Annotated in this window: 9 protein-coding genes; 6 read left to right on the top strand and 3 right to left on the bottom strand. The window is 73.0% G+C overall.

The window, feature by feature from the left end:
• Positions 1-151 precede the first annotated feature (151 nt).
• The 3 genes from WMF17_RS00045 (at position 152) to WMF17_RS00035 (ending at position 2,683) form a co-directional block, all read left to right on the top strand.
• Positions 152-946 carry a hypothetical protein gene (locus WMF17_RS00045; RefSeq protein ID WP_437647284.1) on the top strand — a complete coding sequence of 265 codons (795 nt, stop codon included), beginning with the start codon at positions 152-154 and terminating at the stop codon, positions 944-946.
• A gap of 70 nt (positions 947-1,016) precedes the next feature.
• The gene (locus tag WMF17_RS00040; protein ID WP_437599921.1) at positions 1,017-2,087 is read left to right on the top strand and encodes a hypothetical protein; all 1,071 of its coding nucleotides are present in this window, start codon (positions 1,017-1,019) and stop codon (positions 2,085-2,087) included.
• Positions 2,088-2,170: 83 nt separating this feature from the next.
• Entirely contained in the window at positions 2,171-2,683 is a 513-nt protein-coding gene (locus WMF17_RS00035) for a Fur family transcriptional regulator (protein ID WP_437599919.1), read from the top strand.
• Between the two features lie 32 nt (positions 2,684-2,715).
• On the opposite strand, the gene WMF17_RS00030 is transcribed toward WMF17_RS00035, so the two are convergent.
• Both WMF17_RS00030 and WMF17_RS00025 read right to left on the bottom strand, forming a co-directional pair.
• Entirely contained in the window at positions 2,716-5,151 is a 2,436-nt protein-coding gene (locus tag WMF17_RS00030; RefSeq protein ID WP_437647282.1) for an HAD-IC family P-type ATPase, read from the bottom strand.
• Between the two features lies 1 nt (position 5,152).
• A complete protein-coding gene (locus WMF17_RS00025) occupies positions 5,153-6,415 on the bottom strand; it encodes an aspartate aminotransferase family protein (protein WP_437647281.1) in 1,263 nt (420 codons plus the stop codon).
• A 238-nt stretch (positions 6,416-6,653) separates the two neighbouring features.
• Here WMF17_RS00025 and grpE point away from each other — a divergent pair, with 238 nt between their 5' ends.
• The 3 genes from grpE (at position 6,654) to WMF17_RS00010 (ending at position 13,333) form a co-directional block, all read left to right on the top strand.
• Positions 6,654-7,238, top strand: a complete 585-nt coding sequence (grpE, locus tag WMF17_RS00020; protein WP_437599915.1) for a nucleotide exchange factor GrpE — start codon at positions 6,654-6,656, stop codon at positions 7,236-7,238.
• 188 nt (positions 7,239-7,426) lie between these two features.
• Entirely contained in the window at positions 7,427-9,289 is a 1,863-nt protein-coding gene (gene dnaK / locus WMF17_RS00015; protein WP_437599914.1) for a molecular chaperone DnaK, read from the top strand.
• A gap of 120 nt (positions 9,290-9,409) precedes the next feature.
• Entirely contained in the window at positions 9,410-13,333 is a 3,924-nt protein-coding gene (locus WMF17_RS00010; protein ID WP_437647279.1) for a serine/threonine-protein kinase, read from the top strand.
• Between the two features lie 84 nt (positions 13,334-13,417).
• On the opposite strand, the gene dnaA is transcribed toward WMF17_RS00010, so the two are convergent.
• Entirely contained in the window at positions 13,418-14,833 is a 1,416-nt protein-coding gene (dnaA, locus tag WMF17_RS00005; RefSeq protein ID WP_437599911.1) for a chromosomal replication initiator protein DnaA, read from the bottom strand.

The raw sequence follows: 14,833 nt of genomic DNA, 5'->3' as shown, positions 1-14,833 counted from the left end.
GGCGATCGCACGGCCCGGTCAAATGGCGCGGTAGGATGGGCGCCGCCGCCGCGCGCAATTCCGCGGCGCCCCGCTCACCGGCGGGCGCCTCCAGCTTTCCGCCTCCTCCAGCGGGCGCTTCGCCTGCCCGCGCGAGGCCGACCCCGCAACGATGCCGTCCGTACGTCACGCCGCCACCGCCGCCGCGCTCGCCCTCGCGCTCGTCCCGCTCGCCGCCGCGCCGAGCGCGCAGGGCAAGCCGAAGGTGCGGTTCCATCAGGACTGGGCGAAGCACCCGTCGGCGCGCTACGCGGCCCTGAGCGCGGAGCAGTGCCGCGCGGCGCTCGCGCGGCGGAAGATCGCGTTCGAGCCGGTGCCGCGCGCGCCGGGCGTGCTCGCGCCGGTGCGGCTGATGCAGGGGGTCGGCGGGGTCCTCTACCGGACGGCGCTGCCGACCCACCGGCGCGCGGACAACCCGAACGACGTCTTCGACTGCCGCCTCGCGCTCGCGCTCTCGGACTTCAGCCGGATCCTGCGCGTGCACGACATCGTCGAGGTGCTGATGTTCTCGGCCTGGCGACCTCCGTCGAGGATGTGGCCCGAGGGCAAGCTGGCCCCGAGGCACCCGGGCGGGCTCGCCATCGACCCCTACCGGTTCGTCAAGGAGCGCGTGGGCGACGGGCTCGCGGAGGAGTGGCTCGACGTCGAGCGCGACTTCGTCGGCAGGCGCGGCGCGCCGGTGTGCGGCGAGGGCGCCAGGGCGACCGGGAAGCCCAGGGCGGCCGGCAGGGGTGCGAGCGGCAGCCCTCCGGCGGACACGACGGCGCGAGAGCTGCGCTCCATCGTGTGCGAGGCCGCGGATCAGCACATCTTCACGTCGATCCTCACCCCCAACTACGACCGGGCGCACAAAAATCACCTGCATCTGGAGGTCACTCCCGGCGTCCAATGGCATCTCGTGCGCTGAGGCGGGACCGGCCGTCCTCCCCGGCGCAAACCCGCTCTCGCCCCGAGGTCGACCCGCTATGTTAACCCGCGTGCCCGCACGAAGCTCCCCGCTCCCCCGCGCGTCCACCGCGTCTGCCGCGCTGACGCTCGCCGCCGTCGCCCTGTCGTTCACGTTCGTCGGCTGCCCCTGCATCAGCGGTCCCGTGAACGCGAGCCCCGGCCTCCGCTGGTTTCTGTTCTCGAACTTCGGCGCCAGCAAGATCTGCCCCGAGATGCTGAAGAGCGGGGTCTCCCTGCGCCTGCAGGACCGATCGTCGGCCATGGGGCGGTTCTTCCCGATGCAGTGCTCGTACGACGTCAACGACTCGGCCCAGACGGTCACCGTGCACATCACCGGCACGGGGTACGGCTACATGCAGCCGGCCAAGCGGGTGGGCTTCTCCCTCACGACGTCCGTCGAGTACCGGCCCGACTTCCAGATCGCGGGCGACGACGTCTACGTGTGGGGACGGCTGAACCGGATCGTGCAGGGCCCGAGCTTCCAGCTCGGCTACGTCGAGAACCCCGTCATCGACGTGATGGCGAACGTCGCGCCGTTCGGAGGGATCGCCAACCTGATCGGCAACCAGATCGTCGCGGGCGAGATGACCCGCGGGTTCACCGTCCTCTACAACGAGGAGACCGGGAAGGACTTCACGCTGGGGATCCTCATGCCGCCCCAGCGGCCGCACCACCCGTTCGAGGTGGAGGACGACGAGCGCTACACGTTCGCGAACGAGAGCGTCGAGGTGCACGCGCACCAGCGCGACTACCTCGGGCCGTTCGAGATCGCCGACTCGGACCAGGCGCTCTACCTCAAGGTGAGCGTGCAGGGCGCCCCCGTGGACATCATGATCGTCGACAAGCCGACGGGCGACGCCTGGCGCGAGGCCTATCAGACCGGCAAGCCGCTCGGTCCCCCGCCCGGCCCGGTGCAGGCGGGCGGCCCTCTCCAGCCCGGGATCATCGAGACGCGCCGCTATGCGCTGCGCCCGGGCCTCTACTACGTTGTCATCGACAACACGTCGGCGGCCGGGATGGTGGCGCCGCCCGTCACGCTGCTGAGCCCCTTGGGAGGCTCGGCCGCGCAGGTCAGCTACATGGCGCAGGTCGGCGAGTAGCGACAGGGGGGCTTGCCCGGTCGCGCCGAGCAGGCGCGGTCGCCGGCCTTGACGCGGTTCGCCGCGAACGGGATAAACTCGTCATGGCCGTCATCGCGAGGGAGGGGGACAGCGTGACCCAGGTCGACAAAGTTGCCCTCGACCGGCTGCGCGCCCGTCTCCAGGCGTACATGGCCAAGAAGGGGCTGAGGTCGACGGCGCAGCGCCGGCTGATCGTCGACACCTTCTTCTCGGGCGCGCCGCACATGACCATCGAGGACCTGCTCACGGAAGTGCGCGCGCACGACCGGGGCATCGGGTACGCGACGGTCTACCGGACGCTCAAGCTGCTCGCGGAGTGCGGCGTGGCCTCGGAGCGCCGGTTCGGCGACGGCCTCAGCCGTTACGAGCTGGCGGACGACGCCAGCGCGCACCACGACCACCTGATCTGCGTCAGCTGCGGGAAGATCATCGAGTTCGAGGAGCCGCGCATCGAGGCCCTCCAGGAGGAGATCGCCGCGAAGTACGGCTTCGAGGTGACCTGGCACAAGCACGAGATGTACGGCGTCTGCCTGGACTGCCGCGACACAAAGGACGCGGCCTCCAGCATCTCGTAGCCCGCGCCGGCGCTGCAGGCCGCGCGCGGCGCTCAGCTCTTCGCGTCGAGCGCGCGGGCGTGGACGACGGCCATGACGCCGCCGAGCAGCGAGGCGATGGGGGCGTAGGCCGGCGGGAGCACGAACGCGGAGATCACCGCGGCGCCGACGAGCGCGGGGGCGACGCTCAGCGCGAGCCCGACGCGCGCCTCGAGGCGCGTGCGGTGCGCGAGCGCGAGGGAGAGCGCAGCGTCGCGGACGTCGTCCGAGGCGAGGACCGTGGAGAAGTCGGCGGGCGCGGAGCCGGCCGCGCCCAGGGCCACCGAGACGTCCGCGGCGCCGAGCGCGGCGTCGTCGACGCCGGCGTGGCCGAGGACGGCGACGCTCGTGCCCGCGTCGATCAGGCGGCGCACCTCGGCGCCGCGATCCGCGGGGAGGACCTCGGGGCGGATGTGGTCGATGTCGAGCGAGCGGCCGATCGCCTCGCACGTCTCGCGCGCGTCGCCCGACATCAGCACGGGCTCGATCTGCGCGTCGAGCAGGTGCTGGATGGCGGCCCGCGCCCCGGGGCGCAGCCCGTCCTGCAGGCCGATGACGCCGACGAGGCGGGCGCCCACCGCGACGAGGACCACGGTGCGCCCCAGCGCCTCGAGCTCGGCGACGCGGCTCTCGGCCGCGGCGATCGAGATCCGCTGCTCGAGCATGAGCGCGCGGTTGCCGACGCAGAGCTCCTCGCCGGACGAGGTGACGGCCGTCACGCCGAGGCCTGGGTGGAAGTTGGGGTTGCGCACCCCGTCGGGCCGCAGGCCGCGGACGCGGGCGGCGCGGACGATCGCCGTGGCGACCGGGTGCTCCTCGGTGCGCTCCGCCCCGGCCGCGAGCGCGAGCACGTCGCTCGGCGTGAGCTTCTGGCCGGTCGCCTCCAGCTCCGCGAGCTCGGGCTCGCCGAGCAGCAGCGTGCCGCGCGCGCAGAACACGGCGACCGAGATCCTGCCTGCGCGATCCCAGGCGTCGGCGCTCTTGTAGACGATGCCCCGGCGGAGCCCGAGCAGGATGCCCCGCGCGACGTGCACCGAGGCGATGGAAGCCGTGATCGCCGTGGCCATCGCGGCGAGCACGGCGGCCGCGGTCATCGCGATCTCGACGGGCGCCCGCCCGGCGACGAACGCGGAGAGCGCGCCGATCGCCGCGGCGCCGAACGCCCAGCGCTCGGTCAGGGCGCGCGAGGCCTGCGCGATCGGCGCGAGGGCGTCCGCGCGCCGGCGAGCGTCGAGCAGCACGCGCGCGACCGCGCGATCGCCGCCGGAGAAGGTGCACGCGCCGACGAGGCGGCCCCGGACCACCGTGGCCCCGGCGATGACCGGGTCGCCGTCGCGGCGACGGGCCGGCGTGGTCGCGCCGATCCACGGGAGCACCTCGATGTCGCCGCCCGTGACCACGACGTCGACGGGGACGACATCCCCCGCGTCGACCTGGACGCTCTCGCCCGGTCGCAGCTCGTAGAGCTCGACCCCGGCGCCCTCGGCGGCGCCGTCGTCGCCGCGCGGAAGGGCTCGGTCGGCGGGCGCCGGGCTCGGCGCCCACGCGCCCGGCGGCCAGCGCGCCGGCGCGGAGAGCACCGACGCGATCCAGCCCCGCTCCGCGAACACGCGGTGGCGGGCGCTCTCGATGAGCCAGGCGCTGATCGCGCTGGCGGTGGCGATCACGCCCGCGAGCGACGCGGCCTCGGCCGCGAGCGCGCGATCCTGACCGAAGAGGGCCCAGACGGCGGCCACGAGCCCGCCCAGGACGGGAGCGAGCATCGGCGCCGGGTGCGGGTCCGTGGCGTCGCGCGCGGTCGTCGCGGCGCGGCCGAGGAGCATCCCCGCGCTCACCGTGGCGAGCACGATGCGGGCGCCGATGACGAGCTTCGCGTCCCCGGCGAGGGTGAGCGCGACGGCGAGCGTCCCCGCGATGATCGCGAGCACGAGCAGGAGCGCGCCGATGTCCCGCGCCTCGACCGCCTCGTAGCGCTGCGGCTCCTCGCTCAGGATGGTGTTCCCGATCGGCTCGAGCAGCGCGCGATCGTCGTCGAGGAGGGGCAGGTCCGGGAGCTTCTCGTCGAGCGACACGGGCGGGAACGCGTCGACGATCGGCGCGTCGAGATCGGCGATGCGCGTGGCGCCCTCGTCCGAGCCCGCCCGCGCGGGCTCGGCGCGCGGCGCTGAGGCGTACGGCCCGGCGGCGCCCGGTGGCGTCCCCGGCGAGCTCCCTCGAGCAGCAGCGCCGAGGAACGCCGCGCCGTGCGCCGCGAGGCCAGGCGGCCGGACGTCGCCCGGCGCGGGCGACGCCTCACCGAGGAAGGTGTGGCGGCACCGGGCGTTGCAGAAATAGTGGAAGCGCTGGTCGAAGATCGCGACGTGCCCCGCGCGCAGCGGATCGATCAGCTTGCTGCAGCCCGAGCACGGGAGGGGCGCGACGGTGGGCCCGGCTGCGCGCGACGCGACCACCTCAACCCGCAGCCGGCGTCTCGGCGAGCGCGGCCTCGACCTCGGCCAGAGCTTCGTCGATCTGCGCCTCGCTCACGATGAGGGGCGGCGTGAACCGGAGCACGTTGCTGCCCGCGATCGTGAGCAGCACGCCCCGGTCGCGCGCGCGACCGAGCGCGGCCCGCCCGTCCACCCCGGGCGCGAGGATGAGCCCGCGGAGCAGGCCGCGCCCGCGCTCGCCGGCGCACATGCCCGGCAGCCGCGCGGCGATCGCGGCGAGGCCGCGGCCGAGCTGCTCGCCGCGCTTCTGGGCGGCCTCGCAGAGCTTCTCGTCCTCGATGACCGCGAGCACCGTGCGCGCCGTGGCGGAGGCGAGCGCGTTGCCTCCGTAGGTCGAGCCGTGCGAGCCCGGGGGCAGCGCGCCGTTGAGCCGCTCCCGCAGCACCAGCGCGCCGACAGGGAAGCCGCCGCCGAGCCCCTTCGCGAGCGCCGCTGCGTCGCCCTGGACACCGTCGTACATCGAGCCGAGCCAGTGCCCCGTGCGCGCGATGCCGGTCTGCACCTCGTCGAGGAGCAGCAGCGCGCCGTGCTCATCCGCGATGCGCCGCAGCTCGGCGAGGAACCCGGCCGGGGCCGGCAGGACGCCGCCCTCCCCCTGCACCGGCTCCACGAGGATCCCCGCGACGTCCGGGCCCATGGCGGCGCGCACAGCGGCCACGTCCCCGTAAGGCACGTGGGTGACGCCCGCGAGCGGCGGGCCGAACCCCTCGCGGTACTTCGGCGTCCCGGTCAGGGCGATCGCGCCGAGGGTGCGGCCGTGGAACGCGTTCTCGAACGCGACGATCCGGTAGCGCTCCGTCTCGCCCCGGTTGAAGAAGTGGCGGCGCGCGAGCTTGAGCATCGCCTCGTTCGCCTCGGTGCCCGAGTTGCAGAAGAAGGCGCGGTCGAAGCCGGTCTTCGCGCAGAGCTCCTCGGCGAGGCGGAGGTTCTCCGCGTTGAAGAAGTAGTTGGAGACGTGCATGAGGCGGCCCGCCTGCTCGGCGATGGTCGCCACGAGCCGCGGGTGAGCATGCCCGAGCGACGCCACCGCCACCCCGGCGCACATGTCGAGATACCTGCGCCCCTCCGTGTCGAAGAGCTCGCAACCCCGGCCGCGGTCGAGGACGAACGCAGGCTGGCGGTAGTTGCCGAGGAGGTGCTTCTGCGCCGCGAGGAGCGGCGAGCTGGCGGGCGTCGAGGCGTTCGCCGGGGCGGGGTCGCCGCCCGGGCTCGTGGCGATGCTCATGGGGCCGATCTAACGCCGGGCAGGGGGTCGGAGCAAACGGTGGATGCATGGCCGCTGCTGATCGCCGAGACCTGGGCGAAACGCGCGTCCAGAGCGCCCGGTCACGGACACCGGCGAGCGCCCGCGGCCGGTCCCGGGAGGCGCGGCCGGCCGGACGCGCCGGCGCTCGCCCGCCGCGGGCCGACTTCGGCCTGGAGATTGCCAGCGGATCGCGGCTGGCTATAGTGCCGGCCGTCCTATGAGCGATTCGGAACAAAATGGGTCGAACCAGAACACGGGGGAGACGGCGGAAGCGCAGGCGGAACGCGCAGAGCCGGCGGAGCAGCGAGCCCCCACCCCCGAAGACAAGCTCGGCGAGGCGCAGGCGGAGGCCGCGCGGATGCGCGAGCAGCTGCTGCGCACCGCCGCCGATTTCGACAACTTCCGTAAGCGCTCCCGGCGCGAGGTCGATGAGGCGCAGCGCCGCGGTCGCGAGACGATCCTGAAGGATCTGCTCCCGGTCTTCGACAACCTCGAGCGCGCCGCCAGCCACGCCGAGAGCGCGCCCGACGCGAAGTCGGTCGCCGAGGGCGTGCGGATCGTGGCGAAGCAGTTCGTCGACACGCTCGATCGCATGGGCATCAAGCGCATCGCCGCCGTCGGCAAGCCCTTCGATCCCAGCGTGCACGAGGCCATCCAGCAGATCGAGTCGACCGAGCACCCGGCCGGCGTCGTGATCGCGGAGGTCCAGCCGGGATACATTCAGGGCGACTACCTCCTCCGCGCGGCCATGGTCGTCGTCTCGAAGGGCTCGCCCGGCGAGCCGGCTTCCGAAGCGGGCTGATCTTCCAGCGGCGGCGCGCGCCGGTTCCCCGGGCGCACACCTCCTGCCTCATGCGCATCAGGGCGGTGGTCCTCTCCGGGATCTGCTGTGCCCCGCCACCTCACCGCACGATCTCCCCAAATATCGCGGGCGCCACGGTCGTCTGCCCACCCAGCGAGCATCCAGGTCTGTAGTATCTTTCGCCGCATATGGGGAAGGTGATCGGCATCGATCTCGGGACGACGAACTCGTGTGTGGCGGTCGTCGAAGGGGCAGGGGTCGCCTCGGCCAGCGACGTGCGGGTGATCCCGAACGCCGAGGGCGCGCGCACGACCCCCTCCGTGGTCGGCTTCCCCGCGAGCGGTGAGCGCCTGGTCGGGCAGGTGGCGCGGCGCCAGGCGGTCACGAACCCGCAGAACACCATCTATGCGGTGAAGCGGCTGATGGGCCGCAAGTTCAGCGCGCCCGAGGTCAGCAAGCAGGTCCTGCTCGCCCCGTACAAGATGGTCGAGGCGTCGAACAGCGACGCCTGGGTCGAGGTCAAGGGGCGCAGCTACTCGCCCCCCGAGATCTCGGCGATGATCCTCGGCCAGATGAAGCAGGTCGCCGAGCGGTTCCTCGGCGAGCCGGTGACGGAGGCGGTGGTGACCGTCCCGGCCTACTTCGACGACGCGCAGCGGCAGGCGACGAAGGACGCGGGGCGGATCGCCGGGCTCGAGGTGCGCCGGATCATCAACGAGCCGACCGCCGCGGCGCTCGCCTACGGCCTCGACAAGGTGAAGGCCGAGACGATCGCGGTCTACGACCTCGGCGGAGGGACGTTCGACATCTCGATCCTCGAGATCGCGAGCGGCGTCTTCAGCGTCAAGTCGACCGGCGGCGACACGCACCTCGGCGGCGAGGATTTCGACCAGCGGCTCATCGACCTGCTCGCCGACGAGTTCGACGGCATGCACCGGATCGATCTGCGCCGGGATCGCATGGCGCTGCAGCGGCTCAAGGAGGCGGCGGAGAAGGCGAAGCACGAGCTCTCGTCGTCGCTCGAGACCGAGATCAACATCCCCTTCATCGCCGTCGGCCCGGGCGGCGGGCCGCTCCACCTCGAGCGCACGATGCGGCGCAACGAGCTCGAGATGCTCTGCGAGAGCCTCATCCGGCGGACCATCGACGTCTGCCGGGCGACGCTCGGGGACGCCAAGCTCCCCGTCTCGGCCGTCAACACCGTGGTCCTCGTCGGCGGCATGACGCGGATGCCCTCGGTGCAGGCGGCGGTGCGCGAGTTCTTCGGCCGGGAGCCGAACAAGGGCGTGAACCCCGACGAGGTCGTCGCGGTCGGGGCGGCGCTGCAGGGCGCCGCGCTCTCGGGGCACGTGGACGAGGTGCTGCTCCTCGACGTGACGCCGCTGTCGCTCGGCGTCGAGACCGGCGGCGGCGTGATGTTCAAGCTCATCCCGCGGAACACCACGATCCCGACCGAGCGGAGCGAGATCTTCACGACGAGCGTCGACAACCAGAGCTTCGTCCCCGTGCACGTGCTCCAGGGCGAGCGCGAGATGGCCGCCGACTGCCGGAGCCTCGCCCGCTTCGAGCTCACCGGCATCCCGCCCGCGCCCCGCGGGCTGCCCAAGATCCAGGTCACCTTCCGCATCGACGAGAACGGCATCGTGCGCGTCGAGGCGCGGGATCTCGGGACGGGGCGGGTGCAGGAGGTCCGGGTGACCCCGACGAGCGGCCTCACGCCGGACGAGGTCGATCGGCTCGTCTCGGAGGGCCAGCGGTTCAAGGAGACCGACGCGCTCCGGCGCGAGCTCGCCGAGATCCGCAACCAGGCCGAGACCCTCGCCTACACGACCGAGCAGGCCCTCGAGGGCTACGGCGATCTGCTCGACGCCGAGCTCCTCGGCGAGGTCCACGCCGAGTGCGCCGCGCTGCGGAAGCTGCTCGACGGCGGCGGCGATCTCGACACGCTCCGGGCGGCGTACGCGCGCCTCGAGGGGGCGGCGTTCCGGATCGCCGAGTCGATGTATGGAGGGGACGATGACGCCGGCGCGAACAAGGCGGTCGAGACGTGACGCGCGGCCGGGCGACGCAGCCGGGGAGCAAAGACCGGCTCGCTCGCCGATCCGAGGCCGTCCCCTCCGGAGCGCCGCGCGCGCTCTAGACGCTAGGCTGCGCGGGGCTTCGACGGGACGATGCTGAACGAGACCTTCGGACGCTATCGCTTGCTCGAGCGCCTCGGCGAAGGCGGCATGGCCGAGGTCTTCAAGGCCAAGAGCTTCGGCGTCGAGGGGTTCGAGAAGGTCCTCGTCATCAAGCGCATCCTCCCCAAGCTCGCCGAGCAGGGGCGCTTCGTGGACATGTTCGTGCACGAGGCCAAGCTCGCCGTCCGCCTCTCGCACGCGAACATCGTGCAGGTGTTCGACCTCGGCCGCGTCGACCATCCGAACGGCGATCCGACCAGCTACTTCATCGCGATGGAGTACGTCCCCGGGCTCGACCTGGCGACGCTGCTCGCCCGCTGCCGGAGGCTGAAGCGGCCGATCCCCCTCGGCATGGCCGTCTTCATGACGGCCGAGATCGCGAAGGCGCTCGACCACGCCCACCGGCGGCGCGACGAGCAGTCGCGCCCCCTCGGCATCGTCCACCGCGACATCTCGCCCCAGAACATCCTGCTCTCCTGGGAGGGAGAGGTGAAGGTCACCGACTTCGGCATCGCCAAGGCGACGCAGTCGATGACCGAGGAGGAGGTCGGCGAGAAGCGCGCCGGCAGGATCCGCGGAAAGCTCGCGTACATGAGCCCCGAGCAGTCGCGCGCCGACGCGATCGACGGCAGGAGCGACCTCTTCTCGCTCGGGACGGTGCTCTACGAGATGATCGCCGGCTCGAACCCGTTCGCGGCGCCGACGGCGTTCGAGGTCATGCGGCGGCTGCAGGCGAGCGAGTACCCGCCGCTCGCGCTCGTGCGCCCCGACGCGCCGAGCTCGCTCGTCGACATCGTGAGCACGATGCTCGCGAGGAACGTCGAGGATCGGGTCCCCGACGCCGGGCGGCTGCACGAGGCGCTCCTCGGGTTCTTCTACGCGACGGGCGAGCGGTTCGGGGCGAACGACCTCGCCGAGTTCCTGGAGCCGTTCCACGAGGAGAAGGCGGGCGCCGCGCTCGAGGCGAGCGCCGTGCTCGAGGAGGAGCCGATCGGGGCCAACGAGCGCACGCCGGTCGAGGTGCCGCACACGACGAGCAGCGCGCGCAGCCGCACGGCGTCGGGGCTCCTCCAGCTGCTCGAGAAGGCCGACAGCAGCCCGTCCGCGCGCGGGCTCGGCGAACGGCGCGAGGTCACGGCGCTCGTGCTCATCTTCACGGGCCCCGAGGACGACGCGGCGAGGCGCATCGGGCGGGCCCGCGAGGTGCTGGCGCGCTACGGCGCGCTCCTGCTCGAGCAGGAGGCGTCGCAGCTCGTCGCGGTCTTCGGGCTCGGCGACGCCGACGGCCGCGACACCGAGGCCGCGGTGCGCGCCGCCCTCGTGATCCTGCGCTCGCGCGGCGGGGGCGCGGCCGCCTCGGCCGGCATCCACCTCGCCCGCATCCTGGTCGACAGCGGCGGCGCCCCGATCCGGGACGAGCGGCTCACGTCGCTCATCGCCTCGGCCCAGGCGCTCGCCCGCGCGACCGAGTCGCACGTGGCCGTGTCACACCTCACCGGGCGCGTCCTCCGCAACACGTTCACGACCGAGGAGCTGCCCGGCGCGGGCCGGACCGCGCCCGAGGGGGGCCGCGTGGTCACCTCGGCGCAGCCCCCGGACGGCGCGTACGGCCGCTTCGTCGGCCGCCGCGACGAGCTCAAGCAGCTCGGGGACATCCTCGCCGACGCCACGAGGAAGCGCGCGCAGATCGCCGTCATCCAGGGCGAGCGCGGCATCGGCAAGACGCGGCTGCTCGCCGAGATGGAGCGGCGGCTCTCGAAGGGCGACTACAACGTCGGGGTCTACGTCGCGTCGTGCCCGCACAACGGCGCCGACGTCCCGTGGAGCGGCCTCACCGCGATGCTGCAGGTGCTCTGCGGCATCCAGGAGGGTGACGACGAGGAGCGCATCCGCGCGGTGCTGCCGCGGCTGCGCGCGCTCGGCCTGCGCGAGGACGAGTCCGCGGCGGTGCTCGGCCAGCTCGGCGCGGCGCTCGTCGACCAGCGGGCGCCGCAGGGGACGACCGCGATCCTGCGCGCGGCCTTCCCGCGGATGGTGCAGAGCCTCTGCGAGGATCGGCTCCACTGCTTCGCCTGGGACGACGCGCAGGCGATGGACCACCTCACCGCCGAGACCCTCCTCGCCACGGCCGGCCGCGCCGGCGGGCTCCGCGCCGTGCTGATCCTGGCGACGCGCAGCGACCCGCCGCCGCTGCTCGAGGCGCACCCCCACTTCTACCGGATCCAGGTCGGCGAGCTCTCGGATAGCGACAGCGCGCGCCTCATGTCGGCGCGCATCGGCGCGACCTTCCTGCCGCCCGAGGTGCTCGCCTTCTGCCGCGAGCGCGCCGGCGGCCACCCGCTCTTCCTCGAAGAGCTCATCAAGGAGCTGAGCGACTCCGGCGCGCTCAGCGTCGTCGGCGGCGCCGTGAAGGCCCGGCTCGACGGCGCCTCGGCGGTGCCGCGCTCGCTGCGCACGCTCATCGCCACCCGGGTGCGGCGGCTCGACCCGAGCGACCGCGCCGTGCTCCAGGCGGCGGCGATCCTCGGCGATCCGGTGCCGACCGAGGTCCTCGCGGCGCTCCTCCAGCAGAAGCTCTCGCTCGTGAACCGCGCGATCTCGGGGCTCGCGACCCGCGATCTCTTGCGGCTCAAGGGCCCCGAGCAGGCGAGCTTCGCGTCGCCCATGCACGGCGAGATCGTCCTCGACGCGATCCCGCCGGAGCTCCGCCGGGAGCTGCACGCCGCGGCCGCGGCGGCGTACCTCGCGGTCGTGGGCGAGGACAGCGCCGAGCACGCCGAGCGCATCGGGCAGCATTTCTACCAGGCCGGCGATCGCGACCGGGCCGCCACGTTCCACGCGCGGGCGGCGCTCCACAAGATCCGCGCGAGCCAGCTCGACCCGGCGCTCCGGCTCATCTCCCAGGCGCTCGACCTCGGCGACCACGCCCACCGCTCGCCGGCGGAGCTCTCCGCGTGGCTCGGCGCGCTCGCGGACGTCGTCGTGCGCGTGCGCTCCGCGCCCGACCTCGGCGACGTCGCGGCCCGCGCGCTCCGGCGCATCGACGAGGCCGGCACCCCCGAGCAGAAGCTCTCGGCGCGCGTCGACGTGGCGCGCGCCCTCGGCGCGGTGGACCTCTTCGCCGACGCGTACGCGCGGCTGGAGGAGGCGTACGCCCTCACCGGCGACCGGGAGGACCTCCGCCGCAAGGCGCTCGCGTGCGAGACGGAGATCGGCGTGAGGACGGGCGATTTCACCCGCGCGGTCCGCGCGGTCGAGCAGCTCGAGGCGATGGGCGACATCGACGACGAGCGGCTGCTGCTCGCGATCTCCCAGACGCGCGCGGCGACGGGCGACATCGAGGCGGCGATCCGCGCGCTCGATCTGGCCGAGGCGCTCGGCAACCCGGGCGATCTCGCGGCGGCGAGCGAGCGCGAGAAGCAGCGCGTCCTCGTGCACGTCTTCCTCCGCGACTTCGCCGCGGCGGTGAAGACCTCGGCGCGCGCCGTCGACCTCGCCCGGTCCGCGGGCCTGCGCTTCGAGACCGCCGCCGCGCTGCACAACCTCGGCGACGCGAGCCGCCGGCTCGGCGATCTGCCGCGCGCCTACGCCTCGCTCACCGAGTCGAAGGAGCTCGCGGAGGAGAGCGGCCACGAGCGCCTCGTCTCGATCAACCGCGCGCACCTCGCCTACCTCGACGGCCTGAGCGGCGCGGCCGGCGCCGGCGATCTCCTGCGCGAGCTCGCGCGTTACGCCGAGGCGCGCTCCTACCGGACGGACGCCCTGGAGAGCCGGTACCTGCTCGGCGCGCTCCTGAAGCAGCGGGGCCAGGTCGAGGAGGCGCGCGGCGAGCTCGCGGAGGTGCTCGCGCTCGCCTCCGCGTACAGCAACAAGCTCGTCGCCGACGACGCGCGCACCGCGCTGTCGGAGCTCTGACCGCCCAGCGGCTGCGGCAGGATCTCCGGCGCGCGGCGCGCCTACTTCGGCGCGCGGCGCGCGTTGTTCGGCGCGCGGCGCGCCCTATTCGTCGGCGAGCTTCTTCTCGAGCGCCTCGAGGTGGGCGCGGACCTGCGGATCGGAGTCGCGCTGCGCCTCGATCTTGCGGACGGCGCTCATCACCGTCGTGTGATCGCGGTTGCCGAAGGCCCGCCCGATCTCCGGGAAGCTGCACTTCAGCCGCTGCTTGCACAGGTACATCGCCACGTGGCGCGCGAAGGCCACGCTCTTGTGGCGGTCCTTCGACGTGAGATCGATCGAGCGCAGGTGGAAGTGGTGGCACACCGCGCGCTGGATGTCCTCGACGCTCATCATCTGCGCCCGCGGCGGCGACGTGGCCGTGATCTCGGCGCGCGCGAACGGGAGGTCCACGGGGCGACCGGTGAGCGAGCTCTTGGCCGCCAGCCGGATCAGCGTCCCCTCGAGCTCGCGGACGTTGGAGCGGACCATCTGCGCGAGGTAGAGCGCCACGTCGTCGGTGAGCGCGATGCCCTCGAGCGCCGCCTTGTTCCGGACGATCGCGACGCGCGTCTCCAGCTCCGGCACCTGGATGTCGGCGACGAGCCCCCAGGAGAACCGCGAGACGAGGCGCTCTTCCATGCGCTCGAGGTTCTGGGGGTACTTGTCGCTCGTCACCACTATCTGCCGGTCGAGCGTGTGGAGCGCGTTGAAGGTGTGGAAGAACTCCTCCTGCGTCTGCTCGCGTCCGGCCAGGAACTGGATGTCGTCGACAAGCAGCACGTCGCAGTTCGACCTGTACCGCGCGCGGAACTCGTCCATCCGGTGGTGCTGGATGGCCGTGATGAAGTCGTTCGTGAACTTCTCGGCCGAGACGTAGATGATCCGCGCGTCCGGCCTGCCCTCGAAGACGCGGTGCGCGATCGCGTGCATGAGGTGGGTCTTGCCGAGCCCCGTACCGCCGCAGATGAAGAGCGGGTTGTACCGGCGGCCTCCGCCGCCCGCCGCCGCGATCGCGGCCGCGTGCGCCAGCTGGTTCGACGGGCCCACGACGAAGCTCGCGAAGGTGTGCTTCGGGTTCAGGTCGTCCGGCAGCGACGAGACGCGCCGGAGCGACGGCTCGGGCCGGGGCACCGGCGCCGGCGCCGTGCTCGTCGGACGCACCACGAGCGCCCGCGGGCGCACCGGGGTGAGCTCCACGCGCTTCGCGATCGGCGAGTCGAGGTGCTGATCGACCGTCCACGCCACCTGGACCGACCAGCCGGTGAGCTCGCGGATCTTGTCCGTCAGCGACGGCAGGAAGTTGTCCCTGACCCACTCGAGGACGAACTCGTTCTGGACGCGCAGCGTGAGCACGCCGTCGGTCAGATCATCGAACTGAACTCCCCCGAACCACTGATCAAAAGTTGCGGGCGAAAGCGTCCGCGTATGCTCGATCGCCTGATCGAAGACTTCGCGCGGCTCGTGTTTCGGAATCGTCAT

Origin of the sequence: Sorangium sp. So ce362 (genome assembly GCF_051519845.1) — a bacterium.
Taxonomy (GTDB): Bacteria; Myxococcota_A; Polyangia; order Polyangiales; family Polyangiaceae; genus Sorangium.
This window is presented reverse-complemented; position numbering and strand designations above follow the sequence as displayed.

Coding starts and splice junctions, on each gene's coding strand:
- WMF17_RS00045 (WP_437647284.1), top strand. CDS start 152: ATGCCGTCCGTACGTCACGCCGCCACCGCCGCCGCGCTCGCCCTCGCG.
- WMF17_RS00035 (WP_437599919.1), top strand. CDS start 2,171: ATGGCCGTCATCGCGAGGGAGGGGGACAGCGTGACCCAGGTCGACAAA.
- WMF17_RS00025 (WP_437647281.1), bottom strand. CDS start 6,415: ATGAGCATCGCCACGAGCCCGGGCGGCGACCCCGCCCCGGCGAACGCC.
- grpE (WP_437599915.1), top strand. CDS start 6,654: ATGAGCGATTCGGAACAAAATGGGTCGAACCAGAACACGGGGGAGACG.
- dnaK (WP_437599914.1), top strand. CDS start 7,427: ATGGGGAAGGTGATCGGCATCGATCTCGGGACGACGAACTCGTGTGTG.
- WMF17_RS00010 (WP_437647279.1), top strand. CDS start 9,410: ATGCTGAACGAGACCTTCGGACGCTATCGCTTGCTCGAGCGCCTCGGC.
- dnaA (WP_437599911.1), bottom strand. CDS start 14,833: ATGACGATTCCGAAACACGAGCCGCGCGAAGTCTTCGATCAGGCGATC.